Below are 25,915 nucleotides of genomic sequence, written 5' to 3' on the forward strand. Positions count from 1 at the left end.
TAGCCGATACAATTCAGAAACTTTGTTGCTTATGGGGAACAATAATGGGGCTGGATGATGCGCTGATCTTCACCCGCGTCGTGGAATGCCACAGTTTCACCCAGGCGGCGCAGGCGCTGGCGATGCAGAAATCGACGGTGAGCCGCCGTATCGCCTTGCTGGAAGAGCGGCTCGGCGTGCGCTTGCTCAACCGCACCACGCGCAAACTTCGCCTCACCGAAGTGGGCCAGGCCTATTACGAGCGTTGCCGGCAAATCATGCTGGACTTCGCCGAGGCAGAGCAGGCGGTCATGCAGTTGCAGCAAGAGCCGGCGGGTTTGTTGCGCATCACAGCGCCCATTGAGTTCGGCCAACTGTTCCTCGGCCGCGTGCTGGGTGCCTTTATGTTGCAGTACCCGCAAATTACCGCCGAGGTGGAAATTACCTCGCGGCATGTGGATCCGCTGGAAGAGGGCGTCGACATCGCCATCCTGATCGGCCAGCCGCAAGACTCGACCCTGATCGCGCGCAAATTGTTTTCCAGCGGCCGACGCCTGTGCGCCAGCCCCGTCTATTTAAAGGCGCACGGCACGCCCCGAGTGGTGGAAGACCTGGCCCGGCACCGGGCCATTTTGTTGCCGCAGGACTCCATTCGCTATTGGCCGTTGCTGGGGGAGAACATTCCCTGTCAGCGCGTGTTGTCGTGCAACAACCTCACCTTTGCCCGCGAGGCCGCGTTATCCGGGGCTGGCATTGCGGCGCTGCCGTTTATGCTCAGTGAGGATCAGGTCGTGCGCGGGCAATTGGTGGAATTGCTGCCTGAAGTGCGGCTGCCGGTGGGCGAGGTGTATGCCGTGTACCCGTCGCGGCGTTTCCAGGCCATGAAAGTCAAAGCCTTTCTCGACTTCCTGATGCGCAGCCTGCGCCTGGAGGAAGGTGGTTTGCTGGAGCCTTCCGTGGTGCGGCTGGTAACATTGCCGCCCACTCTTTGAATACCGGCCGCTCCCGCCTTCCGGCGGCGGCCCGACGCCCTTAATTGATCTGCTGATTCGAGACTGTCCATGACCAAAGTACGCACCCGTATCGCACCATCGCCCACCGGCGACCCCCACGTTGGCACCGCTTATATCGCGCTGTTCAACCTGTGCTTCGCCCGTCAGCACGGTGGTGAGTTCATTCTGCGTATTGAAGACACCGATCAGCTGCGCTCCACCCGCGAGTCGGAACAGCAAATTTACGACGCCTTGCGTTGGCTGGGCATCGAGTGGAGCGAAGGGCCGGACGTTGGCGGCCCGCATGGCCCATATCGGCAGAGCGAGCGCGGCCCGATCTACCAGAAATACAACGCCGAGCTGGTGGAAAAAGGCCACGCCTTCCACTGCTTCTGCACCGCCGAGCGCCTGGACAAACTGCGCGCCGAGCAAACCGAAAAGAAAGAAACTCCGCGCTACGACGGCCTGTGCATGAACCTGCCAGCCGCCGAAGTGGCACAGCGCGTCGCCGCTGGCGAGCCGCACGTTACCCGCATGAAAATGCCCACCGAAGGCGTGTGCGTGGTGCCAGACATGCTGCGCGGTGAGGTCGAAATTCCATGGGACCGCATGGACATGCAAGTGCTGATGAAGACCGATGGCCTGCCGACCTACTTCCTCGCCAACGTGGTCGACGATCACCTGATGGGCATCACCCACGTATTGCGTGGCGAAGAATGGCTGCCCTCGGCGCCCAAGCTGATCAAGCTGTACGAGTATTTCGGCTGGGAACAACCGCAGCTGTGCTACATGCCGCTGCTGCGCAATCCGGACAAAAGCAAGCTGTCCAAACGCAAGAACCCCACCTCGATTACGTTCTACGAGCGCATGGGCTATCTGCCGCAAGCAATGCTCAACTACTTGGGCCGCATGGGCTGGTCGATGCCGGACGAGCGCGAGAAATTCACCCTGGACGAGATGGTCGAGCACTTCGACATCCAGCGCGTGTCGTTGGGCGGGCCGATTTTCGATCTGGAAAAACTGTCCTGGCTCAACGGCCAGTGGATTCGCGAACTGAGCGTCGAAGATTTCGCCGCGCAGGTGCAGAAGTGGGCGTTGAACCCCGAATACCTGATGCAAATCGCCCCGCACGTCCAGGGCCGGGTAGAAACCCTGAGTCAGGTCGCGCCGCTGGCCAACTTCTTCTTCGCCGGTGCCTTGCCGCTGGATGCCGCGCAGTTCGAGCATAAAAAGCTATCGCCGGAGCAGGTGCGCCAAGTGATGCAGTTGATTCTGTGGAAGCTCGAATCGCTGCGTCAGTGGGAAAAAGACAAGATCACCGGCTGTATTCAGGCCGTGGTCGAGCATCTGGAACTGAAACTGCGCGATGCCATGCCGCTGATGTTTGTCGCCATCACCGGCCAGGCCAGCTCGGTGTCGGTGCTGGATGCCATGGAAATTCTCGGCCCGGACCTCACGCGTTTCCGCTTGCGCCAGGCCATTGAATTGCTGGGCGGCGTGTCGAAAAAGGAAACAAAAGAGTGGGAAAAGCTGCTGGCGAGCATCGCTTAAGGCGCTTTATTGCACGGCGGTAAGCGCTGAAAATGCTGGGAGGGCAGGGTAAGTAGTTGTTCTTCCAGCATAAAAAATAAGTATGTAGGAAAAATAGTGTTGACAGCCCCAAGGCTCACGCTTAACATGCGCCCCGTCCTCGAGATGGGGCTATAGCTCAGCTGGGAGAGCGCTTGCATGGCATGCAAGAGGTCAACGGTTCGATCCCGTTTAGCTCCACCAATCTCTAAAGCCGAAAGGCTTGCCACAACCGGTTCCTGGAACGGGTTGAGTTGTTAGAAGGGTTTTGCGTCCCCTTCGTCTAGTGGCCTAGGACACCGCCCTTTCACGGCGGTAACAGGGGTTCGAGTCCCCTAGGGGACGCCACGATTTAAAGTGCAACACCGCAAGGTGCTGTGAGCCGAGAGGCGATAAATCTGGGGGTATAGCTCAGCTGGGAGAGCGCTTGCATGGCATGCAAGAGGTCAACGGTTCGATCCCGTTTATCTCCACCAATTTCGCAGTAAACATTGTTAGAACTGCCACGGGCCAGCTTATTGCTGGCCTTGTTTTTGAAGGTTTTGTCCCCTTCGTCTAGTGGCCTAGGACACCGCCCTTTCACGGCGGTAACAGGGGTTCGAGTCCCCTAGGGGACGCCAATTTATCCGCTCTGCGGACTTTTGAAGGGTCATTCCATTGGAATGGCCCTTTTGTTTTTCTGGGGTACTAAGCGATCGGCTGCGCGTCGGCGGGGCTGCGTTAAAAATGGTTTTTAAATGCTCATGGGCTACAGCCCACTGCGCTTTAAAAACCATTTTTGCCTTGCTCCGCTCTAGCTCGCTCGCTCTCGATTGTCTTGGGGCTAAGAGTTTTTCGCTGTCTATTCACGGATCTGATCTCGTACCCCGCATCCGCCCACGTTGCTAAACTGCCGCCTCGCCGCCATGGAGAGACGTATGAACTGGGATTTGCCGACGCCGTTTGTAATTGACCTGCAGGTGCTCGCCGACGACATCGATGGGCTTGGCCACGCCAATAACGCGGTCTACGTCAGTTGGCTTGAGCGCTGCGCGTGGCGGCATTCGCAGAGTCTGGGCCTGGACCTGAGCGAATACCGCCGCCTGGACCGCGCCATGGCGGTGGTGCGCCATGAGGTGGATTACCTGGCCAGCGCCTACGAAGGCGACGAGTTGCAGGTGGCGACCTGGATTATCGAGTCGGATCAGAAATTGCGCATGAGCCGGCATTTCCAGCTAATTCGCCCGGCCGACGGCGTCACGTTGCTGCGGGCGAAAACCACGTTTGTGTGCATCGAACTCAGCACCGGCAAGCCCAAGCGCATGCCGCCGGAATTTCTCGAAGGGTACGGTCCGGCGGTTCTTCAGCGTTGATGCGCGAACCCCATCGCGGCTAAAGCCGCTCTTACAGGGGCCGCTTTTCGGCGGGAATGACGAACACCTTCCAAACCGCACCGTCATCCCCGCGCAGGCGGGGATCCAGAGTTTCGAAGGGAAATGCCGGTGCCGAATGCTCCTCTTCCTGTGGGAGCGGCTTTAGCCGCGATGGGCCAGACCTGCAAACGACTAACCCCGCATCAAGGCGCCTGAGTATCAGCCGGCGACAAAAACGCCCCGGTGTCATCCACCACAATCTTGAACTCTCTGGTTTCCCCAGGCGTAAACACGGCGGACTGCGCATTGGCCGGCATGTCGCTGACGCAATAGCCCGAGCCGCCGCGCGAGACGCTGATCGATACCTCACCCGGCGGCACATCGACAGCAATCGACTGCTTTGGCGCGAGCTGCGCCACCAATTGGTTTTGCACGTACAAGTCCACGGCGCAGGCGTTCGGCGCGTTGTTGTCGCGGCTCACTACCAGGCGCGCCATGGCTTCGCTGTCGGGTGCGGCGGTAAGCGGTACGTCCGGCGGCGGTACCAGCGATTCGGCGTTGGCGCTCGTCAGGCAAACGAGGCAGGCGAGGGCGAGCAACAGGCGGGAAATGGGCATGGACGACATCCTTTCATCGGGTTCTATGCGTTGTGACCGCATGCTGGCCAATTGAATTCACTCTGAATCATCGCCTTGCCCCGTGTCCGTCCCTACACTAGGCGCCTTTTTCGCCTGCTCTAAAGAGATTGTCGTTATGCAAATCGCCCTGGCGCCTATGGAAGGCTTGGTCGACGAAATCCTCCGTGATGTGCTGACCCAAGTGGGCGGCATCGACTGGTGCGTGACCGAATTTATCCGCGTCAGCGACCGCCTGTTGCCGGCCTCGCATATGCACAAAATGGCCCCCGAATTGCGCGACGGCGCCCGCACCCGAGCTGGCGTACCGCTGCGTGTGCAGCTTTTGGGTTCCGATCCGGTGTGCCTCGGTGATAACGCCGCACTGGCGTGCGAGTTGGGCGCGCCGGTGCTGGATTTGAACTTCGGCTGCCCAGCCAAAACCGTGAACAAATCCCGTGGCGGCGCCATTCTGCTTAAGGAGCCGGAGTTGCTGCATGCCATCGTCAGCGAGGTTCGCCGCAGCGTGCCGGCGGCCATTCCAGTGACGGCGAAAATGCGCCTGGGCTTCGAAGTGCCCGACGGCGCGCTGGACTGCGCCCGCGCCTTGGCAGACGGCGGCGCAGCGCAAATCGTGGTGCATGCCCGCACCAAGCGCGACGGCTACAAGCCGCCGGCGCACTGGGAATGGATTGCGCGCATTCAAGAAGTGGTCAAGGTGCCGGTGTACGCCAACGGCGAAATTTGGAGCGTTGACGATTGGCGGCGCTGCCGCGAGATCAGCGGTGTTGACGACATCATGCTGGGCCGCGGTCTGGTGGCCTTGCCTGACTTAGCCCGGCAAATTGCAGCGGCCCGAGCAGGGCATGAAGTCGTGCCGATGACCTGGGCGGAACTGATGCCCTTGCTGCAATCGTTCTGGCTGCAAGCCCGTGGAAAGTTGTCGCCGCGTTACGCGCCGGGGCGATTGAAACAGTGGCTGGGACAGCTCACCCGCAATTACCCGCAGGCCATGGAATTGTTCAGCCAGATTCGCCGGGAAAGCGATTGCGTGCGGATTGATGAGTTGCTGAATGTGCAATTCCAGGGTCAACGGCTCGCGGCTGAAGCCGCTCCTGCAGCTGATGCGTTTTCTGTGGGAGAGGCTTCAGCCTCGAGTTTTTGATTTTTTTTGTGGGCTCTCTTGAAAACGTTTCACCTGTCCTTATCTAGCGGTTACGGGATGCCGAAGTCGGGTCCCGGACTTAACCACTTGCTGATTTTTTCAGGAGAGAAACACCATGAGTACTGCATTTTCCCTGGCTCCGCTGTTCCGTAGCTCCGTTGGCTTTGACCGTTTCAACGACCTGTTTGAAACCGCCATGCGCAACGATCAGGGCAGTTCGTATCCACCCTATAACGTGGAAAAACACGGTGACGACCAGTACCGCATCGTGGTCGCTGCAGCCGGCTTCCAAGACGAAGACCTGGAGCTGCAAGTCGAGCGCGGCGTGCTGACTGTGAGCGGCGGCAAACGGGCTGACGCCAACAAAGAAGTCACCTATCTGCATCAGGGCATTGCCCAGCGTGCGTTCAAGTTGTCGTTCCGTCTGGCTGACCATATCGAGGTCAGAAGCGCGGACCTGGCCAACGGCCTGCTGAGCATCGAGCTTGTGCGCGTAGTGCCGGAAGAAGCCAAGCCAAAACGCATCCCGATTGCGGGTTCGCGTCCGGCGTTGAATAGCTGATAACAGTCGCGCGCTGCGCAGACCACGTCAGTAGCACAAGGGCGCCCCAGGGCGCCCTTGTCATGTCTGCCTTACGGCCGTTTCACCGCCGGTGGCAGCAGGGCACGGAAGTCGGCCAGTGGCACGGGGCGGCTGTACAAATAGCCCTGATAGAAGTGGCAACCTTCCTTGAGCAGGAAATCCAGCTGGTCTTGTTGCTCCACACCCTCGGCAATCATTTCCAGCCCCAGGCTGCGCGCCATGGCCACAATCGCGCGGATGATCTCGGCGTCGTTGGGATCATTGGTGGCATCGCGCACGAACGACTGGTCAATTTTCAGCACGTCCACCGGCAGGCGCTTGAGGTAGGTGAGCGACGAATAACCGGTGCCGAAGTCGTCCATGGCAAAGGTCACGCCGATTTTTTTCAGGCGCAGCATTTTCGCGATGGTGTCGTCGATGTTTTGAATCACGATGCCTTCGGTGATTTCCAGCTTGAGCATCGAGTGGGGCAGCTCGCTGTCGCGCAGGCTGTTGGAAACCCGCTCGACAAAGTTGTTCTGGCGAAACTGCAGCGGGCTGATGTTCACGCACAGGCTGAAGTTGTCAGCTGCGATCAGCCCGTCAGCCAATAGCCGCGCGCAGGCGTGGCAGGCTTCGGCCATCACCCAGCCGCCGACTTCCAGAATCAGACCGCTTTCTTCCAGCACATGAATAAACTGCGCCGGCGACTGCGGCCCGAGCGTCGGGTGGCTCCAGCGCAGTAGCGCCTCGGCGCCGATGATGGCGCCGTTGCGGGCGTCGACTTGGGGCTGAAAGTGCAGGTTGAATTCGCCGCGCACCAGCGCCTGGCGCAAATCGTTTTCCAGGCGCAGGCGCTCGCTGGCCGCCTCTTGCATGCTCTTGCGGAACATTTGAATGGCGTTGCGGCCGGAATCCTTGGCGCGATACAGCGCAATGTCCGCGCGCTTGAGCAGGTCCGCCGGAGTGTTGCCGTGGTCGGGAATCAGCGCGATGCCCATGCTCGGCGTCACTTGCAGGCGGTGGCTGTCGAGCAGCATCGGCTCGGCCAGTAGCTTGCGCAGCTTGTCGGCGATCTGCCGCACTTGGCGCATCACTTCCGAGCGCTTGCCTTCCAGACCAGAAAGCAGCACCACAAACTCGTCGCCACCCAGGCGCGCCACGGTGTCTTCCTGGCGCACGCTGGCCTCCAGGCGCGCGGTGACCATTTTCAGCACCGAGTCGCCGACCGGATGGCCCAGCGAGTCGTTGATGTGTTTGAAGTGGTCGAGGTCGAGAAACAGCAGCGCACCGCGCAGGTCGTGGCGGGTGAGCAGGGCGATCTGCTGGGTCAGCCGGTCCATCAGCAAGGCGCGGTTGGGCAGGTTGGTCAGCGGGTCGTGGTAGGCCAGGTGCTGAATCTGCGCGTGGGCTTTTTTCAGTTCGTCGATGTCGCGCGCCGTTAGCAACAGGCAGCTCTGGCCGTTGAGGTCGATGGGTTCCACCGACACTTCCACCTGTTTGAGCGTGCCGTCGCGGTGGCGGCCAAGCATTTCCAGGTGATGCACCCGACCGTCGCGTTCCAGCAGTTCGACCAGGCGCTCGCGCTCGCTGGGCTTGGCCCAGACGTTGAGGTCTTCGGGGGTGCGGCCAATCACTTCGTCCGGGCGGAAGCCGGTGAGGCGGAAGAACCCTTCGTTCACCTCGATATAGCGTCCGTCTTTGCGCTCGGTGATGGTGATGGCGTCGGGGCTTGAGTGAAACGCCTTGGCGAATTTTTCTTCGCTGGCCTTGAGCGCGGCTTGCGCCTGCTGGCGCTCGGTGATGTTGCGGAAGGTCGTGGTGATGCACAGCTGACGGTCGACGTTGATATAGCGGCTCGACACCGCGCAGGTCAGCTCTTGACCGCTGTGTGTGAAGTAACGCGCCTCGACGTTGTTCAGTTCCTTGTTCTGCCGCAACTGCGCCCCGAGGCGCTCACGAACGTCCGGATCGGCCCAGAAACGGATCTCCTTGGCGCTCTTGCCCGTGATGTCTTCCGCCTTCCAGCCGAAGGTGCTGCAAAAGCTCGGGTTAACCTCAATAAACACGCCGTCCACCACGCGCGACACACAAATCGGGTCGGGACTGGCCTGGAACAGCGTGGAGAATTTTTCTTCGGACGCGGCCAGGCGCTGAACGCGGTGCACCCGCTCGCTGATGTCCATCAGAATGCCGACCATGCGCAGCGGTTGGCCGTCGTTGTCGCGATACAGCTTGGCGGTGCTCTCCAGGTAATGAACTTCGCCGTTAGTGAACTGGGAGCTGTAGGTGATCTGGTAATCCTTGCGTTCGCCCTCGACCACGTCGCGATACGCCTGGCGCATGGCGTGCTGCTCAGCTTCCGGCACGCTGCCGAAAAAACTGGCGAAGCTGCCGTGATAGGGCTCGTTGGCCATGCCATGCAACTGCGAAGCGCGCGGCGAGCCGTACAGCATGTTGCTCGGAATGTGCCAATCCCACGTGCCTAATTCCGCAGACTCCAGGGCCAGGGAAAGCCGCTCGCGGCTGTCGCGCAGTTCCTGTTCCTGTTCGCGCTGCTGGGTGATGTTGCGCATCGACAACACCAGGCAGGGGCGACCATCCAGCTCGATCTTGCCGCCGAATACCACATTGACGCTCTGCCGGCCGGCGCGGTCGTGCAGCACGATTTCCAGCTGCTCGATGCGGCCTTTCTGCTCCAGGGTTTCGAGCATGCGCCGACGATCATCAATGTTGTGCCACAAGCCCAACTGGGTCGAGCTGCGGCCAAGCGCCTCGGCGGCGCTCCAGCCGAACTGGGCTTCGAAACCGGGATTGACCTCAATGAATTCGCCCGTGGGGTAGTCGGTGATCACCACGGCGTCCGGCGTGTTGCGAAAGGCTTTGGCGAATTTGTCTTCATTGGCCCGCAACGCTTGCTCGCGACGCTTGTGCTCGCTGAGGTCGAGAAAGGTGCTGAGGATCAAACTTTGATCTTCCAGCTCGATCAGTTGGCTGGATAGGCGCCCGTCCAACACACGGCTGTCTTGTGTGCGTAGCTGCACTTCGTGGCTTACGGGTTCGATGGTTTGCGTCAGGTCGAGCAAATATTGCTCGTGCTGCCCGGGGTCGGCCCACAATTTAAGCTCGCCCACCGACCGCCCAATGCACGCCTCGGGCGCCCAGCCAAACAGGGTTTCGAAGTGCTGATTGGTGGCAATGAGCACGTTGTCTTCATAGCGCACCAACAAAATGACGTCGGGGCTGAGGTGGAACAGGCTGGCGAAGCGCTGCTCGGAGGCGCGTAAGGCGTGTTCGCGCTCTTGCTGTTCAGTGACGTCGCGGATCACGCCCATCATGCTTGGCTTGCCGTCATCGTCGCGCTGCAGGCTGCCGGAAATTTCCAGCCAGTGCAGGCTGCCGTCCGGCCAGCGAATGCGGTGGCGAAAGGCGCGGGTAGTGGGCAAACCGCTGATGGCTTCCTGGAACAGGGTCTGAACCGTGTCGCGCTCGTCTTCGGGTATCAGCGAGAAGTAGTCGACCGGCTGGCGCACCGGGCGGTTGGGGTCGAGGCCGAAAATCGCCTGGGCACCGCGCGACCAGTTGATACGGCCGGTTTCCAGTTCCCAGTGCCAGGCGCCGAGGCGCGCGCCATTGAGTGCGGCGAGCAGGCGCGGTGCGTCTTGCCAGGCTTTTTCCCGTTCGACCGGGTCGGACACAGGAATATGCGGCCGTGGCGGCAGGGAATCAGATGGTTTGGGCATAAATGCCCCATTCGACGGAGGGGTACGACGCGGTTACATGCAAGCGGGGTGGGGTCATGGGCTCGCCCTTCTTATCATTATGTGTAGCACGTTAGCGTCTGCCTGCCCGCTTAGGCAAGACGCCACTATTGATCGCTGCGCGGCGTTTCTTCGCGTTGGGCGTCCAGCAGCGCCATAAACGCTTTGGCTGCGTTGGACAGGGTTCGTTCGGTATGAAAGATGTAGCCCAATTGGCGACGCAACTGAATGCCCGGAATAGGCAGGCGCGCCACTTGGTCATCGAGCATGGTGCGCGGCAATACGCTCCAGGCCAGGCCGATGGAGACCATCATCTTGATGGTCTCCAGGTAGTTGGTGCTCATGCCGATATTGGGCGTCAGGCTCTGTTCGGCAAACAGCTTGCTGACGATGCGGTTGGTAAACGTGTTTTCGCCCGGAAATACCGCGGGGTGCTCGGCGATGGCCTTGAGGTTGATTTTCCTCAGCCGCGCCAGTGGGTGCTCGGGGGCGGCCACAAAGTCCAACGGGTCGTCCCACACCGGTACGGCACGCACCGGCGCGTGCGTTTGCGGTGCCAGCGTAATCACCGCCACCTCGGCACGGCCATGGAGGATTTCCTCATAGGCCACTTCCGAGTCCATAAACTGAATATCCAACGCAACCTGCGGATAGGCGCGGGTAAAGGCGCGTAGCAACGACGGCAGGCGGTGCAGGCCGATGTGGTGGCTGGTGGCCAGGGTCAACCGCCCACTGATTTCGCCATTGAGGTTGCTCAGGGCGCGGCGCGTATCATCCAGCACGTTGAGAATCTGATACGCACGCGGCAGCAGGGCGCGGCCCGCTTCGGTCAGGCTCACCTCGCGGCCAAGGCGGTCGAACAGGCGCATGTTCAACTGCTGCTCAAGGCTGGCGATGCGTTTGCTGATGGCCGGTTGGGTGAGGTGTAGACGCTCGCCGGCGCCGGAGAAGCTGGCGGTTTCGGCGATGGCGATAAAGGCGTTGAGGTTGGCCAGATCCATACTGGGATTCCACTTGGTTATCCAAAGTATGAAAAATATGAATTTGAGTTATTTAAAGCAAGTCCTTACGATCCAACCCCATAAGCAGAAGGGTTATTCGGACAGGGGCAAACGCTCAGCCGACAAGGCCCAAACGCAAACCTGATGAGGAATAACTGATGGCCGGCAAGACGCTCTACGACAAACTTTGGGAAGCGCACGAGGTAAAACGGCGTGACGATGGCTCGTCGCTGATCTACATCGACCGCCACATCCTTCACGAAGTGACGTCGCCGCAAGCGTTTGAAGGTCTGCGTCTGGCCGGGCGCAAACCGTGGCGCATTGACGCCAACATCGCCACCCCGGACCACAACGTGCCGACCACGCTCACCGAGCGCAAAGGCGGCATCGCGGCCATCGCTGACGAAGTGTCGCGCATTCAGGTGCAAACCCTGGACGACAACTGCGACGAATTCGGCATTCTCGAATTCAAAATGAACGACATCCGTCAGGGCATCGTTCACGTCGTCGGCCCGGAGCAGGGCGCTACCTTGCCGGGCATGACCGTGGTGTGCGGCGACTCGCACACCTCGACCCACGGCGCGTTCGGCGCGCTGGCCCACGGCATCGGCACCTCGGAGGTCGAGCACGTGCTCGCCACTCAGTGCTTGGTGGCCAAGAAAATGAAAAACATGCAGGTGCGCGTCGAAGGCCAATTGCCGTTCGGCGTCACCGCCAAAGACATCGTGCTGGCCGTGATCGGCAAAATTGGCACGGCGGGCGGCAACGGCCATGCATTGGAATTTGCGGGCAGCGCAATCCGCGACTTGTCGATTGAAGGGCGCATGACCATCTGCAACATGTCCATCGAAGCCGGCGCTCGCGTGGGCTTGGTGGCCGCGGATGAGAAAACCGTCGCCTACATTCAGGGCCGTCCGTTCGCACCGAAAGGCGCCGATTGGGACGCCGCTGTTGAGGCCTGGAAAGACTTGGTTTCCGACGAAGACGCGGTGTTCGACACCGTGGTCGAACTCAACGCCGCCGACATTCAGCCGCAAGTGACCTGGGGCACCTCGCCGGAAATGGTGTTGCCGGTCGACGCCAACGTGCCGGACCCGAGCAAAGAGTCCGACCCGGTGAAAAAAGACTCCATCGAACGCGCACTGAAATACATGGGTTTGGCCGCCAACCAGGCGATCACCGATATCCAGCTCGACCGCGTGTTCATTGGTTCGTGCACCAACTCCCGTATCGAAGACTTGCGCGCTGCTGCCGTGGTCGCCAAAGGCCGCAAAGTGGCCTCGACCATCAAGCAGGCGATGGTGGTGCCGGGCTCCGGTCTGGTGAAAGCGCAGGCCGAAGAAGAAGGGCTACACACCATTTTCCTCGAAGCCGGTTTTGAATGGCGCGAACCAGGCTGCTCCATGTGCCTGGCGATGAACCCGGACAAACTCGGCAGCGGCGAGCATTGCGCCTCCACCTCCAACCGCAACTTCGAAGGCCGCCAGGGCGCCGGTGGGCGCACCCACCTGGTGAGCCCGGCGATGGCCGCCGCCGCTGCGGTAACCGGCCGCTTTATCGACGTTCGCGAATTGACCCAGGCTTGAGGACCAGCACATGAAAGCGTTTACCCAGCACACCGGCCTGGTCGCTCCTTTGGATCGCGCCAACGTCGACACTGACCAGATCATCCCCAAGCAATTCTTGAAATCGATCAAGCGCACCGGTTTTGGTCCGAACCTGTTCGACGAGTGGCGTTACCTGGATGTCGGGCAGCCGAACCAGGACAACTCCACGCGCCCAATCAACAAAGACTTCGTGCTCAACCATCCGCGCTACCAAGGCGCCAGCGTCTTGTTGGCCCGCGAGAACTTCGGCTGCGGCTCCAGCCGCGAGCACGCCCCGTGGGCACTCGAAGAGTACGGTTTCCGCGCCATCATCGCGCCGAGCTATGCCGACATCTTCTTCAACAACAGCTTCAAGAACGGCTTGCTGCCGATCATCTTGCCGGAAGCCGAAGTGGACGAATTGTTCCACCTGGTGGAAGCCAACGTCGGCTACCAACTCAGCGTCGACCTGGCCGCACAAACCGTGACTCGCGCCGACGGCAAAGTGATTGGTTTTGACGTCGACGCGTTCCGCAAACACTGCCTGCTCAACGGCCTGGACGACATCGGCCTGACTTTGCAGGACGCCGCGGCGATCAGCACGTTTGAAACCAAGCACCGCGCTTCGCAACCGTGGTTGTTTCGCGATTAAAAGCTTCGCGAGCAAGCTCGCTCCTACGAGCCTCACATTCTCTGTAGGAGCGAGCTTGCTCGCGAACAGCCCCGGCGCGGTTAAAAGCTGCGCCACACAAGGAGGTCACCATGACCAGCAACGCCCACGCTCAAGTTGTACAGAAACAATTCGGTGAACAGGCTGCCGCCTACCTGAGCAGTGCTGTGCACGCCCAAGGTCCTGAATTCGCTCTGCTACAGGCCGAGCTGGCCGGTCGTGACGCGGCGCGGGTGCTGGACTTGGGCTGTGGTGCCGGGCACGTCAGTTTTTATGCCGCGCCCCTGGTACGCGAAGTGGTGGCCTACGACCTGTCGGAGAAAATGCTCGACGTGGTCAACCATGCTGCTGCCGAGCGCGGGCTGAGCAACATCCGCACCCAGCACGGCGCTGCCGAGCAGCTGCCGTTCGCGGATGGCGAATTCGATTTCGTCTTCAGCCGTTATTCGGCGCACCACTGGAGCGACGTCGGCCAGGCCCTGCGCGAAGTGCGGCGTGTATTGAAGCCGGGCGGGGTGGCGGCGTTTATCGACGTGATGTCGCCGGGCAAGCCGCTGCTCGACACCTATCTGCAAACCGTGGAAGTGCTGCGCGACACCAGCCATGTGCGCAACTACGCTGCAAGCGAATGGCTGCGTTTTATCAGCGATGCCGGCCTGCACACCCGCAGCTACAGCCGCCAGCGTTTGCAACTGGAATACAGCTCGTGGGTGGAACGCATGCGCACGCCGCACAACTTGCGCGTCGCGATTCGCGAACTGCAGCAAGCGATGGGCGCGGAAGTGCGTGAGTATTTTGAGATTGGTGAAGACGGTACGTTTAGTACGGATGTGTTGGTGGTGTGGGCTGAGAAGTAAGGATTGCAACCACTGTCATCCTCGCGGGAATGACGGAGATAGGTCAACCACCACCGTCATCCTCGCGAACGCGGGGATCCAGGCTCGTTCAGGAGAAGGTGCTCGACGAGACATTCTGGATTCCCGCTTTCGCGGGAATGACGGTGGTGGGTCAAATGGCTCCGTCATCCTCGCGAACGCGGGGATCCAGGGGTCGTTCGGGAGACGGTGTTCGGCGGGAATCCAGAGTCGTTCAGGAGACGGTGATCCGCGACCAACACCGGATTCAAACCATCGGCCCCCCGCCCGCGGAACCGCCGATGTGAAATTCAAGATTTCTGAAGACGCGCCCCCAAGCCCGTCCATTTATTAATTTGAGGAACCTATGAGCAAGCAAATCCTGATTCTCCCCGGCGATGGCATCGGCCCAGAAATCACCGCCGAAGCGGTGAAAGTGCTCGAACTGGCCAACGACAAATTCCAGCTGGGTTTTGAATTCAGTGAAGACGTCATCGGCGGCGCCGCCATTGATAAGCACGGCGTGCCGCTAGCCGACGAAACCCTGGCCCGTGCTCAGGCTGCGGACGCCATCTTGCTGGGCGCCGTCGGCGGCCCGAAATGGGACAAGATCGAACGCGACATTCGCCCTGAGCGTGGCTTGCTGAAAATTCGTTCGGCCCTTGGCCTGTTCGCCAACCTGCGTCCGGCCATTCTGTATCCGCAACTGGCTGACGCCTCGTCGCTCAAGCGCGACATCGTCGCGGGCCTGGATATTCTGATCGTCCGTGAGCTGACCGGCGGCATCTACTTCGGCGCGCCGCGCGGCACCAAGCAACTGGAAAACGGCGAGCGTTTTGCCTTCGACACCCTGCCGTACAGCGAAAGCGAAATCGCCCGTATCGCCCGTGTCGGTTTTGACATGGCGCGCGTGCGTGGCAAGAAGCTGTGCTCGGTCGACAAGGCCAACGTACTCGCGTCCAGCCAACTGTGGCGCGAAGTGGTTGAAGAAGTGGCCAAGGATTACCCGGACGTCGAACTCAGCCATATGTATGTCGATAACGCCGCCATGCAACTGGTGCGCGCGCCCAAGCAATTCGACGTGCTGGTGACCGACAACATGTTCGGCGACATTCTGTCGGATGAGGCTTCCATGCTGACCGGTTCTATCGGCATGCTGCCGTCCGCCTCGCTGGATGCCAACAACAAGGGCATGTACGAGCCGTCCCACGGTTCTGCCCCGGACATCGCGGGCCAAGGCATTGCCAACCCGTTGGCGACCATTCTCTCGGTGTCCATGCTGCTGCGTTACAGCTTCAACCAGAACGCGGCGGCCGACGCCATCGAGAAAGCGGTCGGCGTGGTGCTGGACCAAGGCTTGCGCACCGGTGATATCTGGTCGGAAGGCTGCAAAAAGGTCGGCACCCGCGAAATGGGTGACGCCGTAGTAAAAGCGCTGCGTGAGCTGTAAATAGCGGCGCCAAGCAACAACCGCTTTCGGGGTCGCACGGGCGACATCAACTCGGTTACTCTCTGCGACCCCCTCGAAAGCGGGGGTTCGTATTCATGTTTTCTTAAGGTGTAGTTGCGATGAAGCGTGTAGGTCTGATCGGTTGGCGCGGGATGGTCGGTTCCGTACTCATGCAGCGGATGCTCGAAGAGCAGGATTTCGATTTGATCGAGCCGGTGTTCTTCACTACCTCCAATGTCGGCGGCCAAGGCCCGGCCGTGGGTAAAGACATTGCGCCGCTCAAAGACGCTTACAGCATTGAAGAGCTTAAAGGCCTCGATGTAATCCTGACCTGCCAGGGCGGCGACTACACCAGCGAAGTATTCCCCAAGCTGCGCGAAGCGGGCTGGAACGGTTACTGGATCGACGCGGCATCCTCGCTGCGTATGGACGACAACTCGGTGATCGTGCTCGACCCGGTGAACCGCAAGGTCATCGATCAGGCGCTGGACGCTGGCACCAAGAACTACATCGGCGGCAACTGCACCGTCAGCTTGATGCTGATGGCATTGGGCGGTTTGTTCGAAGCCGGTCTGGTGGAGTGGATGAACGCCATGACCTACCAGGCGGCCTCGGGCGCCGGTGCGCAAAACATGCGCGAGCTGATCAAGCAAATGGGCGCCACCCACGCCGCTGTCGCCGATGAACTGGCCAACCCGGCTAGCGCCATCCTCGACATTGATCGCAAAGTGGCTGAAGCCATGCGCGGCGACGCGTTCCCCACCGAAAACTTCGGTGTGCCGTTGGCTGGCAGCCTGATTCCTTGGATCGACAAGGAATTGCCCAACGGCCAAAGCCGTGAAGAGTGGAAAGGCCAGGCCGAGACCAACAAGATTCTGGGCCGCTTCAAGAGCCCGATTCCGGTTGACGGCATCTGCGTTCGTATCGGCGCCATGCGTTGCCACAGCCAGGCGCTGACCCTGAAGCTGAACAAAGACGTGCCGCTGAGCGACATCGAAGGCCTGATCAGCCAACACAACCCTTGGGTAAAACTGGTGCCAAACCAGCGCGAGCTGAGCATCAAGGAACTGACCCCGACTGCTGTGACCGGCACCCTGACCGTTCCGGTTGGCCGCCTGCGCAAGCTGAACATGGGTTCGCAGTACCTGGGCGCTTTCACCGTGGGCGACCAACTGCTGTGGGGCGCCGCTGAGCCGCTGCGCCGCATGTTGCGAATTCTGCTGGAGCGCTAATCGCCGCAATCCTTTCTATAAAGAAGGGAAGGGCGCACAGACAGACGCTTTAAAAAAAACAGCCTTGGAGCGCACGGGTTAACGCCTGTGCAACACCAAGGCTGTTTTTTTATGTGCGGGCGGGTACAGTGCCGCTCCCCGCGTTACACCCGGCTTTCAACAGAGGTAGCAGCATGAGCCAGACTCTCGATATCGCCATCATTGGCGCCACCGGCACCGTCGGCGAAACCCTCGTTCAAGTGCTCGAAGAGCGCGAATTCCCCATTGGCAACCTGCACCTGCTGGCCAGCATCGAATCGGCCGGCGCCTCGGTGCCGTTCCGTGGCAAAAACGTGCGGGTGCGTGAGGTTGAGCAATTCGATTTCAAACAGGTGCAACTGGTCTTTTTCGCCGCTGCCGAGCAGGTCACCCATAGTTTCGCCGTTCGTGCCCAGGCCGCCGGTTGCCATTTGATCGACTTGTCCGGCGCGCTGCCAGCCGCCGAGGCGCCGCTGCTGGTGCCCGAGGCCAATGCCGATGTGTTGGAACAGCTTAAAGCACCGTTCCAGATCAGCAGCCCGAGTCCTTGCGTGATTGCCTTGGCCGTCGCGCTGGCGCCTTTGCGCGCGGTGTTGGATATCCAGCGGGTGACAACGACGGCATGTCTGGCGATTTCGAGTGTCGGTCGGGAAGGGGTGTCGGAACTCGCCCGACAAACAGCGGAATTGCTAAATGTGCGTCCGCTGGAGCCGCGCTTCTTTGATCGTCAGGTGGCTTTCAACGTATTGGCGCAGGTGGGTAAGCCGGATGCCAGTGGTTTCAGCCGCGTAGAGAAGCGCCTGGTTGAAGAGCTGAAAGCGGTGATGGCCAAGGCAGACCTCAAGGTGTCCGCCACCTGCGTGCTCGCGCCTGTGTTTTTCGGCGACAGCCTGAGCGTTTCGTTGCAGTGTTCCAACGCCGTGGATGTGGCTGCGGTGAACGCCGCGTTGGAAGCGGCCGAGGGCATCGAACTGGTGGAAGAGGGCGATTATCCGACCGTGGTCGGGGACGCCGTTGGCCAGGATGTGATCTATGTCGGACGGGTTCGTGTCGGATTCGACGATTTGTCCGAACTCAATTTGTGGATTGCGTCTGATAATGTGCGCAAAGGCGCCGCTCTGAACGCTGTGCAAATTGCTGAGTTATTGATAAAACACTATCTGTAAAAGATACTTACCTAGAAATTTGAAGAATCATTCTAGCTTGGCCTATCTTGGTACAACCGGGGGCTGAGCTGTTGTTGGTTGGGGAGCCGCCGCAAGGCGGAACAGGCAGCAACTGTAATAAGACCCTCTCGCAGTTCGAGAAGAAAGATAAAACAAGGGATATCGCTATGGCTCGGGTTCGCAAACTGGTGCTGGCAATCGCGGCTGCTTCGGCGCTGACGTCCGGTATGGCGCACGCGTTGGGGCTCGGGGAAGTGACCCTGAAGTCGGCGCTGAATCAGCCATTGGACGCAGAAATCGAACTCGTCGAAGTTCGGGATCTGGCTTCTAACGAGGTGGTTCCGAATCTGGCATCCCCTGAAGAATTCAATAAAGCCGGTATTGACCGTCAATACTTTCTAACTGATCTCAAGTTCACGCCGGTGCTCAAGCCTAATGGCAAGAGCGTTATTCGCGTGACTTCCAGCAAACCGGTTCGCGAGCCTTACTTGAACTTCCTCGTGGAAGTGCTGTGGCCGAGCGGCCGCGTAATGCGCGAATACACCCTGCTGCTCGATCCGCCGCTTTATTCCCCACAAACTGCCGCCGCTGCCGCGCCCAAGCCGCCTGTGGCTGCGCCGGCCGCCAAACCTGCAAGCAAGCCGGCCGCCGTAGCGCCTACCGTACGTCCAGCCGCACCGGTCGCCGCTGCACCTGCGCCGTCGGCACCTGCCGCCCGCCCGGCAACGCCTGCGCCAGCTCCGGCACCTGCCGCCGCACCGGCTGGCAAAGTGGCCGACGACACCTACAAAACCACCTCCAGCGACACGCTGTGGGAAGTGGCCCAGCGCACCCGCTCTGGTGGCTCGGTGCACCAGGCCATGTTGGCCATTCAGGACCTCAACCCTGATGCCTTCGTCGACGGCAACATCAACCGCATGAAAAGCGGCCAGGTGCTGCGCCTGCCTGACGATCAACAGATCAAGTCGCGCTCGCAGAGCGAAGCGATTGCCCAGGTGGCTTCGCAGAACGCCGCTTGGCGTGAACGCCGCAGCGTAGCTGCTACCGGTGCGCGTCAGTTGGACGCCACCAAGCGCGACACCGCTGGCGCCGCGCCTGCGAAAGCCGAAGATAAAGACAGCCTCAAGTTGTTGTCCGGTGATGCCGGTAAAGCCACTCGCGGCGCCGACAAAGGCACCGGTGGTGACACCAAGGCGCTTAACGACAAGCTGGCAGTTACCAAAGAAAGCCTGGATTCCACTCGCCGTGAGAACGACGAGCTGAAGAGCCGCATGGGCGATCTGCAAAGCCAGGTCGACAAGCTCAATCGCCTGCTCCAGCTCAAAGACAGCCAGATGGCCAAGCTGCAGGCCGACCTAGCTGCCAAAGCCAAACAGCCAGCCGCCGCAACTGCCCCAGCGGGCTCCTCGACGGCAACCGCAACGCCGAGCGCTTCGGCCGCGCCAGCCGCACCGGCCAAGGTCGAAACCCCTGCTCCAGCCACCGCTCCAAGCGCTGCTGCGCCGGCACCGGCACCGGCACCGACCGTGGACGCCGCCAAGCCAGCTGAAACCACGCTAGCGGCCCCGGCTGCAACTCCTGCAACCCCAGCGCCGGCTGCGAACGCAAGCGGCGAGACCGACTACAACTACAGCGAAGAACCGGCCGAGAAATCGGCTGCTGAAGCCGCCAAAACCCCAGCCGAAGCCGCGCCAGCGCCAGCGCCAGCGCCTAAGCCAGCCGAAGCCCCGGCCAAGCCGAAGCCCGCTGTTGTGTCCGCGCCTGAGCCAGCCGCAGAAACCAGCTTTGTCGATGACCTGATGGCCAACCCGATGATGCTTGGCATCGCCGGCGGTGGCGCGCTGTTGTTGCTGCTGATCGGCTTGATGGTGCTGTCGCGCCGCAATGCACAGAAAGAAGCTGCACTGCACAACGAGATTCACATCCACGAAGAGCAAAGCCCGTTCGACAACGATCTGGATACCCCAGATACCTCGTTCGCCGGCCTGGACGACGCCACCGACGACAACTTCGCACCGGTCAAAGAAGAGCGCGTGACCGCGCAAACCGGCGACGTGCTCGGCGAAGCCGACATCTACATCGCCTACGGTCGCTTCACTCAGGCTGCCGAGCTGCTGCAAGACGCCATCAACAACGAACCGCACCGCGCGGATCTGCGCTTGAAACTGATGGAAGTGCAGGCCGAGCTGGGCGACCAGGAAGGCTTTGCTCGTCAAGAGCGTGAGCTGAACGAAATCGGCGGCGCCCACAGCGAAGTTGAACAGCTGAAATCCCGCTACCCAGGCATGGGCGCTGCGGCACTCGGCGCGTTCGCTGGCGTAATGGCTGCCTCGGCGCTTGATAACCACAACGATGATTTCAACAACAGCGACGCCGACAACTTCAGCCTCGACGACCTGACCCTCGACGAACCTGCGCCACTGGCCGCTCAGCCAGCCGACGACATGGACTTGAGCCTGGACGACCTGGAAGCTGAACTGGATCGCGACCTGAACGCCGCCGGCAACGACTCGCTGAACGACTTCGGTGACCTGAGCCTGGATGACGAGCTGGCGCTGTCTTCGACCACTAGCCCAGCCGCCAGCGGCATGAGCGACCTGGACTTCGACCTGAGCCTGGACGACACCCCAAGCACCACCAGCAACGCCGCTCTCAGCGACGACCTGGCCGATTTCAGCCTGGATCTGGACGAGCCGAAAGCCAGCGCCACCAGCGAAGAAGACGACTTCCTGCTAAGCCTGGACGACGACCTGAACAGCACCACCAGCAGTAACGATTTCGCTGATCTGAACTTGGAACCTGACGCTACGCCAGAGCTGCACGCTGGCCTGGACGCCGAGCACGAGCTGCCAGCCGACTTCGATCTGTCGCTGGCTGACGATGAGCCAAGCGCACCAGTAACCAACGAAACGTTCGCCGCCAAACTGGACGAAGTGACTGCCGAGCTGGATCAGATGAATGACAAGCTGGACCTCCCAGAAGAAGACGACTTCGACTCGTTGATCGCCCCGGCTGCCAGCCCATCGGTGGCCAGCCTGGACGCCGACGATGATTTCGACTTCCTCTCCGGTACCGACGAAACCGCCACCAAGCTCGATCTGGCCCGCGCCTACATCGACATGGGTGACTCCGAAGGCGCCCGCGACATCCTCGACGAAGTGATCAGCGAAGGCACCGACGTTCAACAACAGGAAGCGCGCGAGCTGATCGCCCGTATCGTCTGATTAATGACTGAAGCAATACCCACAGCGGCGGCCGAAATGGCCGCCGTTGGCTTTTCCAGAATCGCCCTCGGCGTTGAATACAAAGGCTCCCGTTACCGCGGCTGGCAGCGCCAGGCCTCGGGTGTGGCGACTGTGCAGGAAGAGCTGGAAAAAGCCCTGTCGCGGGTCGCCGATTCGCCGGTCACGCTGCTGTGTGCCGGCCGCACCGACGCCGGTGTTCACGCCTGCGGGCAGGTTGTGCACTTCGACACCCAAGCCGAGCGCAGCCTGAAAGCCTGGGTGATGGGCGCCAATATCAACTTGCCCCACGACATCAGCGTGACGTGGGCCAAGGTGATGCCGGCGCACTTTCACGCCCGCTTCAAAGCCATCGCCCGGCGCTACCGCTACGTCATCTACAACGACCAGATCCGACCGGCGCATTTGGGTGAGGAGATCACCTGGAACCACCGGCCGCTGGACGTCGAGCGCATGCGCGAAGCGGCTCAGTATTTGGTCGGTGAGCATGACTTCAGCGCCTTCCGCGCCGGCCAATGCCAAGCGAAATCGCCGATTAAAAAGATGCACCACCTTCGCGTGACGCAGCACGGCAAAATGATTGTGCTGGACCTGCGCGCCAACGCCTTTCTGCACCACATGGTGCGTAACATTGCCGGCGTGCTGATGACCATCGGCGCGGGCGAGCGGCCGGTGGAATGGATGAAAGTGGTGCTGGAGTCGCGCATTCGCCGCACGGGCGGGGTAACGGCGCATCCGTTCGGCTTGTACCTGGTGCAGGTCGAATACCCGGCGGAGTTTGTGTTGCCGGAGCGCTATATCGGGCCGCATTTCCTCTCGGGTCTGCCGGACCTTGGCTGACGCCTGCCGATTGCCTTTGCTACCATTCCAGGCCTTGTGTTCAACAGCCGGTTATTCAGGTGTCTGCCGTGTCCGTCGTTCGTAGCAAAATCTGTGGCATCACCCGCCTTGAAGACGCACTCGCGGCCATCGAGGCGGGCGCCGACGCGTTGGGTTTTGTGTTCTTCGCCAACAGCCCGCGGGCGATGACGGCAGAGCGAGCCGCCGCCATCATCGCCGCGCTGCCGCCATTCGTGACCACGGTCGGGCTATTCGTTGATATGCCGCGCACTGAGTTGGAAGCCTTGCTGCAACAGGTGCCGCTGGACCTTCTGCAATTCCATGGCGACGAAGCGGCCGCCGATTGTGCCGGTTACGGCCGCCCGTATATCAAAGCCCTGCGGGTGCGTACCGGCGATGACGTTGCGTCAATGATCGCGCTTTACCCCGAGGCTTCAGGCATTCTGCTGGACACCTTTGTTGCGGGCGTTCCCGGCGGCACCGGTGAGGCGTTTGATTGGGCGTTGGTGCCAAAGCAGGCGACCAAGCCGATTATCCTGGCCGGCGGGCTGACGCCTGAGAATGTGCGGGCCGCGATTGAGCAGGTGCAGCCGTATGCCGTGGATGTCAGCGGTGGGGTAGAGCAGAGCAAAGGCATTAAAAGTACGTCGAAAGTGCAGGCGTTTATCCGCGCCGTAAAGGGCGCGTGAAACGCCCGCCAGGCATGTGACGGCTGGCCATCATGTGCCGTCCATAACCCTGTCGCTGCGCAAGGCGCGTGAACTTCGCCGCCTCGTTGCGGTTAAACCCATACGGCAATGAGCGGCATCAGCGGGTCTGAGGCGACACCTCAGGTGATCGACCGGACCGCCAACCTGAATTTTTTGCTTTGCGACAGGCTGCGGTAACGCCGCCTGTACAGGCCAACAGCTTTGGAGAATGAGTGCATGAGTAACTGGCTGGTAGACAAGCTGATCCCATCGATCATGCGTTCCGAGGTGAAAAAGAGCTCTGTCCCCGAGGGGCTGTGGCACAAATGCCCGTCCTGCGAAGCGGTGCTTTACCGTCCTGAGCTGGAGAAAACCCTGGATGTTTGCCCCAAGTGCAACCACCACATGCGCATCGATGCCCGCGCTCGTCTGGACATCTTCCTCGACCCCGAGGGGCGCGAAGAAATCGCCGCTGATCTCGAGCCGGTTGATCGCCTGAAATTCCGCGACAGTAAAAAGTACAAAGACCGCCTCACCGCGGCGCAAAAGCAGACCGGCGAAAAAGATGCGCTGATCGCTATGCGCGGCACCTTGCAAGACCTGCCTGTGGTCGCGTGCGCGTTTGAGTTCGCCTTCATGGGTGGCTCGATGGGCGCCATCGTTGGCGAGCGTTTTGTTCAGGCCGCCAACGTCGCGCTGAAAGAGCGTTGCCCGCTGGTGTGCTTCGCCGCCTCCGGTGGCGCGCGTATGCAGGAAGCGTTGATCTCGCTGATGCAAATGGCCAAGACTTCGGCCGTATTGGCCCGCTTGCGTGAAGAGGGCGTGCCGTTTATTTCCGTACTGACCGACCCGGTCTACGGCGGCGTGTCGGCCAGCTTGGCCATGTTGGGCGACGTAATTGTCGCTGAGCCCAAAGCGCTGATCGGTTTTGCTGGTCCGCGAGTGATCGAGCAAACCGTGCGTGAAAAACTGCCAGAAGGCTTCCAGCGCAGCGAATTCCTGCTGGCCCACGGCGCCATCGACATGATCATTTCCCGTCAGGAATTGCGTCCTCGTCTCGCCCGTTTGCTGGCGCAAATGCAGAACCTTCCGACCCCGGTCGCAATCCCTGCGCCTATCAGCGCATGACCCAGCCCACGGTGCAGCGCAACCTGGCTGAGTGGTTGAGCTATCTGGAGCAACTGCACCCGGTGGCCATCGACATGGGCCTGGATCGCACCCGCGAGGTGGCCGGCCGCCTCGGTCTGGGGCGGCCAGCGGCCAGAGTCATCACCGTGACCGGCACCAATGGCAAAGGCTCAACCTGCGCCTTTCTCGCCTCGATGCTTGCCGAGCAGGGGCTGAAAGTGGGCGTCTACAGCTCGCCCCACCTGCTGCGTTACAACGAACGCGTGCAAGTGGCGGGAGTGGAAGCCACTGACGCCGCGCTTTGCGAAGCCTTCGCCGCCGTTGAAGCGGCCCGTGGCGAAACCTCCCTGACCTATTTCGAAGTTGGCACCCTGGCCGCGTTCTGGTTGTTCCAGCGCAGCGGCCTGGATGCGGCGGTATTGGAAGTAGGTCTGGGCGGTCGACTGGACACGGTCAACCTGATCGACCCGGATCTGGCGCTGATCACCAGCATTGGCCTCGACCATGCAGACTACCTGGGCGACACCCGTGAGTCGGTAGCATTCGAGAAGGCCGGCATTTTCCGCGCTGGCGTGCCGGCTATTTGCGGCGATCTGAAGCCGCCAGCGCCGATTCGTGAAAAAGCCACCGCGCTGCCGTGCCCGTTGCTGCTGCGCGGGCCCGATTACGATCTGGCATTCGGCGAGCACAGCTGGCACTGGCGTGGCTTCAACGCCGCCGGCGAGCCACTGAGCCTGCATGACCTGCCGCTGCTTGATCTGCCCATGGAAAACGCCGCGCTGGCACTGCAGGCCTACGCCATGCTCGACCTGCCTTGGCAGCCGGACCAATTGGTCACTGCGCTGCAACGCACGCGGGTGACGGGTCGCCTTGATCGGCGTGCAATAAATTGGCATGGCAAGGCACTCACGCTGCTGCTGGATGTTGGGCATAATCCCCATGCCGCCGAGTATTTGGCGCAGCGCTTGGCGGATCGCCCGGTGGCTGGCAAGCGCCTGGCGGTGTTCGGATTGTTGGCGGATAAAGATTTACCCGGCGTGCTCGCTCCGCTGCTGGCACCGGTAGCGACCTGGGCCGTGGCGCCGCTGCCAACGCCGCGTAGCCGTCCCGCCGCCGAGTTGCAGGCTGCGCTGCTGAACCTGGGCGCACGTGTTGAAGCCTTTGGCGACATCGCCGCCGCCCTCGAAGCGCAATTGGAGCGTGCGACGGCAGAAGACGAAATTCTGTTGTTTGGTTCTTTTTACTGCGTGGCCGAGGCCCTGGAATGGCTGGCCCGCCATGCCATGGGAGAAGTGGGGAATGGCTTTGCTGGATAAAGGATTGAAGCAGCGGATCGTTGGCGCCTTGGTGCTGATTGCGTTGGCGATCATCTTCTTGCCGATGTTGCTGTCGCGCCAGGATGAATCTCGCCATGTCGTGGTCGAGGCTCCGGCTATGCCACAAGCGCCCGCCATGCCGGAAGTGGCGCAAGAGCCGGTGTCGGTCCCCGAGCCTGAACTGCTTCCCGAAGAACCTGTGCCAGTGGAACAGGTGGCGACCACGCCGGCCCCGCTGCCTACCACGCCAAGCGCATTGCCGCCGCCCACCACGCCCATCGCGCCTGCGCCTCCCGCGCCGCCTGCGAGCAAGCCGCCGGCAAACGCCAGCGCAACGCCGGCAGCGCCTCCTGCCGCTGCGGCAACGCAAAATCGCCTGGATGCCAATAGCTTGCCGATCAGTTGGTCGATTCAACTGGCCAGCCTGTCCAACCGCGCCAGTGCCGAAAGCCTGCAGAAAACGCTGCGTAGTCAGGGCTATAACGCCTACATTCGCAGCGCTGAAGGCATGAATCGGGTATTTGTCGGGCCGCTGATTGAACGCGCCGAGGCGGATCGCCTGCGTGATCAGCTGACCAAGCAGCAAAAGCTCAAAGGGTTTGTGGTGCGTTTCCAGCCGGAAAGTAGCTGATGGGCCGGTGAGAGCATCGCGGCTGAAGCCGCTCCCACAGGAATGTACGATTCTTGGGAGCATCTTTGCCGCGACGCTTTCAGCAGTTAGGTTGCGTC

General features: G+C 61.0%; 20 protein-coding genes and 4 tRNA genes. 21 read left to right on the plus strand and 3 right to left on the minus strand.

The annotated features are described in order from the left end of the window. Window positions 1-44 precede the first annotated feature (44 nt). The 7 genes from AC0IW7_RS06405 (at window position 45) to AC0IW7_RS06435 (ending at window position 3,892) form a co-directional block, all read left to right on the plus strand. Window positions 45-971 carry a LysR family transcriptional regulator gene (locus AC0IW7_RS06405; RefSeq protein WP_471816518.1) on the plus strand — a complete coding sequence of 309 codons (927 nt, stop codon included), beginning with the start codon at window positions 45-47 and terminating at the stop codon, window positions 969-971. A 69-nt stretch (window positions 972-1,040) separates the two neighbouring features. After that, complete coding sequence (gltX, locus tag AC0IW7_RS06410; protein ID WP_471816520.1) at window positions 1,041-2,522, plus strand: glutamate--tRNA ligase; 1,482 nt, start codon at window positions 1,041-1,043, stop codon at window positions 2,520-2,522. A gap of 146 nt (window positions 2,523-2,668) precedes the next feature. Beyond that, window positions 2,669-2,744: transfer RNA gene (locus AC0IW7_RS06415), tRNA-Ala, on the plus strand. Window positions 2,745-2,812: 68 nt separating this feature from the next. Continuing rightward, window positions 2,813-2,888 (plus strand) — tRNA-Glu (locus tag AC0IW7_RS06420). 52 nt (window positions 2,889-2,940) lie between these two features. After that, a tRNA-Ala gene (locus AC0IW7_RS06425) sits at window positions 2,941-3,016 on the plus strand. 68 nt (window positions 3,017-3,084) lie between these two features. Continuing rightward, window positions 3,085-3,160: transfer RNA gene (locus AC0IW7_RS06430), tRNA-Glu, on the plus strand. Between the two features lie 297 nt (window positions 3,161-3,457). After that, window positions 3,458-3,892: an acyl-CoA thioesterase gene (locus AC0IW7_RS06435; protein ID WP_122451206.1), complete on the plus strand. Its 435-nt coding sequence runs from the start codon at window positions 3,458-3,460 to the stop codon at window positions 3,890-3,892. Window positions 3,893-4,095: 203 nt separating this feature from the next. Here the strand turns inward: AC0IW7_RS06435 and AC0IW7_RS06440 are convergent, their stop codons facing one another. Further along, entirely contained in the window at window positions 4,096-4,509 is a 414-nt protein-coding gene (locus AC0IW7_RS06440; protein ID WP_122497166.1) for a hypothetical protein, read from the minus strand. Window positions 4,510-4,645: 136 nt separating this feature from the next. On the opposite strand from AC0IW7_RS06440, the gene AC0IW7_RS06445 reads away from it, so the two are divergent. Together AC0IW7_RS06445 and AC0IW7_RS06450 are read left to right on the plus strand one after the other, a co-directional pair. Beyond that, window positions 4,646-5,671 (plus strand): tRNA dihydrouridine synthase, encoded by a 1,026-nt coding sequence (locus tag AC0IW7_RS06445; protein ID WP_471816522.1) that lies wholly within the window; start codon window positions 4,646-4,648, stop codon window positions 5,669-5,671. Between the two features lie 115 nt (window positions 5,672-5,786). Then, window positions 5,787-6,233 carry an Hsp20 family protein gene (locus AC0IW7_RS06450; protein ID WP_471816524.1) on the plus strand — a complete coding sequence of 149 codons (447 nt, stop codon included), beginning with the start codon at window positions 5,787-5,789 and terminating at the stop codon, window positions 6,231-6,233. Window positions 6,234-6,304: 71 nt separating this feature from the next. Here AC0IW7_RS06450 and AC0IW7_RS06455 read toward each other — a convergent pair whose 3' ends face one another. Together AC0IW7_RS06455 and AC0IW7_RS06460 are read right to left on the minus strand one after the other, a co-directional pair. Further along, window positions 6,305-9,976, minus strand: a complete 3,672-nt coding sequence (locus tag AC0IW7_RS06455; RefSeq protein WP_471816526.1) for a PAS domain S-box protein — start codon at window positions 9,974-9,976, stop codon at window positions 6,305-6,307. A gap of 125 nt (window positions 9,977-10,101) precedes the next feature. After that, on the minus strand, window positions 10,102-10,995 hold the full coding sequence (locus tag AC0IW7_RS06460) for a LysR family transcriptional regulator (RefSeq protein ID WP_471816528.1): 894 nt from the start codon (window positions 10,993-10,995) through the stop codon (window positions 10,102-10,104). Window positions 10,996-11,153: 158 nt separating this feature from the next. On the opposite strand from AC0IW7_RS06460, the gene leuC reads away from it, so the two are divergent. From leuC to AC0IW7_RS06520, 12 genes are all read left to right on the plus strand, one after another. Then, on the plus strand, window positions 11,154-12,581 hold the full coding sequence (leuC, locus tag AC0IW7_RS06465) for a 3-isopropylmalate dehydratase large subunit (RefSeq protein ID WP_122497176.1): 1,428 nt from the start codon (window positions 11,154-11,156) through the stop codon (window positions 12,579-12,581). 10 nt (window positions 12,582-12,591) lie between these two features. Then, window positions 12,592-13,233, plus strand: coding sequence for a 3-isopropylmalate dehydratase small subunit (gene leuD, locus AC0IW7_RS06470; RefSeq protein ID WP_471816530.1), 642 nt, complete (start codon window positions 12,592-12,594; stop codon window positions 13,231-13,233). 110 nt (window positions 13,234-13,343) lie between these two features. Then, complete coding sequence (locus AC0IW7_RS06475) at window positions 13,344-14,108, plus strand: class I SAM-dependent methyltransferase (RefSeq protein ID WP_471816532.1); 765 nt, start codon at window positions 13,344-13,346, stop codon at window positions 14,106-14,108. A gap of 364 nt (window positions 14,109-14,472) precedes the next feature. After that, window positions 14,473-15,555: a 3-isopropylmalate dehydrogenase gene (gene leuB, locus AC0IW7_RS06480; protein WP_471816534.1), complete on the plus strand. Its 1,083-nt coding sequence runs from the start codon at window positions 14,473-14,475 to the stop codon at window positions 15,553-15,555. A 119-nt stretch (window positions 15,556-15,674) separates the two neighbouring features. Beyond that, the gene (gene asd, locus AC0IW7_RS06485) at window positions 15,675-16,787 is read left to right on the plus strand and encodes an aspartate-semialdehyde dehydrogenase (RefSeq protein ID WP_122497184.1); all 1,113 of its coding nucleotides are present in this window, start codon (window positions 15,675-15,677) and stop codon (window positions 16,785-16,787) included. A 173-nt stretch (window positions 16,788-16,960) separates the two neighbouring features. Then, window positions 16,961-17,971 carry an aspartate-semialdehyde dehydrogenase gene (locus AC0IW7_RS06490; RefSeq protein WP_471816536.1) on the plus strand — a complete coding sequence of 337 codons (1,011 nt, stop codon included), beginning with the start codon at window positions 16,961-16,963 and terminating at the stop codon, window positions 17,969-17,971. Between the two features lie 167 nt (window positions 17,972-18,138). After that, window positions 18,139-21,195 (plus strand): motility hub landmark protein FimV, encoded by a 3,057-nt coding sequence (locus tag AC0IW7_RS06495; protein WP_471816537.1) that lies wholly within the window; start codon window positions 18,139-18,141, stop codon window positions 21,193-21,195. Between the two features lie 36 nt (window positions 21,196-21,231). Beyond that, window positions 21,232-22,053 carry a tRNA pseudouridine(38-40) synthase TruA gene (gene truA / locus AC0IW7_RS06500; RefSeq protein WP_471816575.1) on the plus strand — a complete coding sequence of 274 codons (822 nt, stop codon included), beginning with the start codon at window positions 21,232-21,234 and terminating at the stop codon, window positions 22,051-22,053. A 68-nt stretch (window positions 22,054-22,121) separates the two neighbouring features. After that, window positions 22,122-22,742 (plus strand): phosphoribosylanthranilate isomerase, encoded by a 621-nt coding sequence (locus AC0IW7_RS06505; protein WP_471816539.1) that lies wholly within the window; start codon window positions 22,122-22,124, stop codon window positions 22,740-22,742. A gap of 237 nt (window positions 22,743-22,979) precedes the next feature. Then, on the plus strand, window positions 22,980-23,870 hold the full coding sequence (gene accD, locus AC0IW7_RS06510) for an acetyl-CoA carboxylase, carboxyltransferase subunit beta (RefSeq protein ID WP_122497194.1): 891 nt from the start codon (window positions 22,980-22,982) through the stop codon (window positions 23,868-23,870). Next, window positions 23,867-25,186: a bifunctional tetrahydrofolate synthase/dihydrofolate synthase gene (gene folC / locus AC0IW7_RS06515; RefSeq protein ID WP_471816541.1), complete on the plus strand. Its 1,320-nt coding sequence runs from the start codon at window positions 23,867-23,869 to the stop codon at window positions 25,184-25,186. The genes accD and folC overlap by 4 nt, the downstream gene beginning before the upstream one ends. Beyond that, window positions 25,170-25,817 carry an SPOR domain-containing protein gene (locus AC0IW7_RS06520; RefSeq protein ID WP_471816543.1) on the plus strand — a complete coding sequence of 216 codons (648 nt, stop codon included), beginning with the start codon at window positions 25,170-25,172 and terminating at the stop codon, window positions 25,815-25,817. Before folC ends, AC0IW7_RS06520 begins: the two co-directional genes overlap by 17 nt. The last annotated feature ends 98 nt before the right edge of the window (window positions 25,818-25,915 follow it).

It is taken from the genome of Pseudomonas sp. AC229 (assembly GCF_979254655.1).

What these genes read in the sequence shown, in the direction of transcription:
- AC0IW7_RS06405 (WP_471816518.1), top strand. Translation starts at nt 45, where the DNA reads ATGGGGCTGGATGATGCGCTGATCTTCACCCGCGTCGTGGAATGCCAC.
- gltX (WP_471816520.1), top strand. Translation starts at nt 1,041, where the DNA reads ATGACCAAAGTACGCACCCGTATCGCACCATCGCCCACCGGCGACCCC.
- AC0IW7_RS06435 (WP_122451206.1), top strand. Translation starts at nt 3,458, where the DNA reads ATGAACTGGGATTTGCCGACGCCGTTTGTAATTGACCTGCAGGTGCTC.
- AC0IW7_RS06440 (WP_122497166.1), bottom strand. Translation starts at nt 4,509, where the DNA reads ATGCCCATTTCCCGCCTGTTGCTCGCCCTCGCCTGCCTCGTTTGCCTG.
- AC0IW7_RS06445 (WP_471816522.1), top strand. Translation starts at nt 4,646, where the DNA reads ATGCAAATCGCCCTGGCGCCTATGGAAGGCTTGGTCGACGAAATCCTC.
- AC0IW7_RS06450 (WP_471816524.1), top strand. Translation starts at nt 5,787, where the DNA reads ATGAGTACTGCATTTTCCCTGGCTCCGCTGTTCCGTAGCTCCGTTGGC.
- AC0IW7_RS06455 (WP_471816526.1), bottom strand. Translation starts at nt 9,976, where the DNA reads ATGCCCAAACCATCTGATTCCCTGCCGCCACGGCCGCATATTCCTGTG.
- AC0IW7_RS06460 (WP_471816528.1), bottom strand. Translation starts at nt 10,995, where the DNA reads ATGGATCTGGCCAACCTCAACGCCTTTATCGCCATCGCCGAAACCGCC.
- leuC (WP_122497176.1), top strand. Translation starts at nt 11,154, where the DNA reads ATGGCCGGCAAGACGCTCTACGACAAACTTTGGGAAGCGCACGAGGTA.
- leuD (WP_471816530.1), top strand. Translation starts at nt 12,592, where the DNA reads ATGAAAGCGTTTACCCAGCACACCGGCCTGGTCGCTCCTTTGGATCGC.
- AC0IW7_RS06475 (WP_471816532.1), top strand. Translation starts at nt 13,344, where the DNA reads ATGACCAGCAACGCCCACGCTCAAGTTGTACAGAAACAATTCGGTGAA.
- leuB (WP_471816534.1), top strand. Translation starts at nt 14,473, where the DNA reads ATGAGCAAGCAAATCCTGATTCTCCCCGGCGATGGCATCGGCCCAGAA.
- asd (WP_122497184.1), top strand. Translation starts at nt 15,675, where the DNA reads ATGAAGCGTGTAGGTCTGATCGGTTGGCGCGGGATGGTCGGTTCCGTA.
- AC0IW7_RS06490 (WP_471816536.1), top strand. Translation starts at nt 16,961, where the DNA reads ATGAGCCAGACTCTCGATATCGCCATCATTGGCGCCACCGGCACCGTC.
- AC0IW7_RS06495 (WP_471816537.1), top strand. Translation starts at nt 18,139, where the DNA reads ATGGCTCGGGTTCGCAAACTGGTGCTGGCAATCGCGGCTGCTTCGGCG.
- truA (WP_471816575.1), top strand. Translation starts at nt 21,232, where the DNA reads ATGGCCGCCGTTGGCTTTTCCAGAATCGCCCTCGGCGTTGAATACAAA.
- accD (WP_122497194.1), top strand. Translation starts at nt 22,980, where the DNA reads ATGAGTAACTGGCTGGTAGACAAGCTGATCCCATCGATCATGCGTTCC.
- folC (WP_471816541.1), top strand. Translation starts at nt 23,867, where the DNA reads ATGACCCAGCCCACGGTGCAGCGCAACCTGGCTGAGTGGTTGAGCTAT.
- AC0IW7_RS06520 (WP_471816543.1), top strand. Translation starts at nt 25,170, where the DNA reads ATGGCTTTGCTGGATAAAGGATTGAAGCAGCGGATCGTTGGCGCCTTG.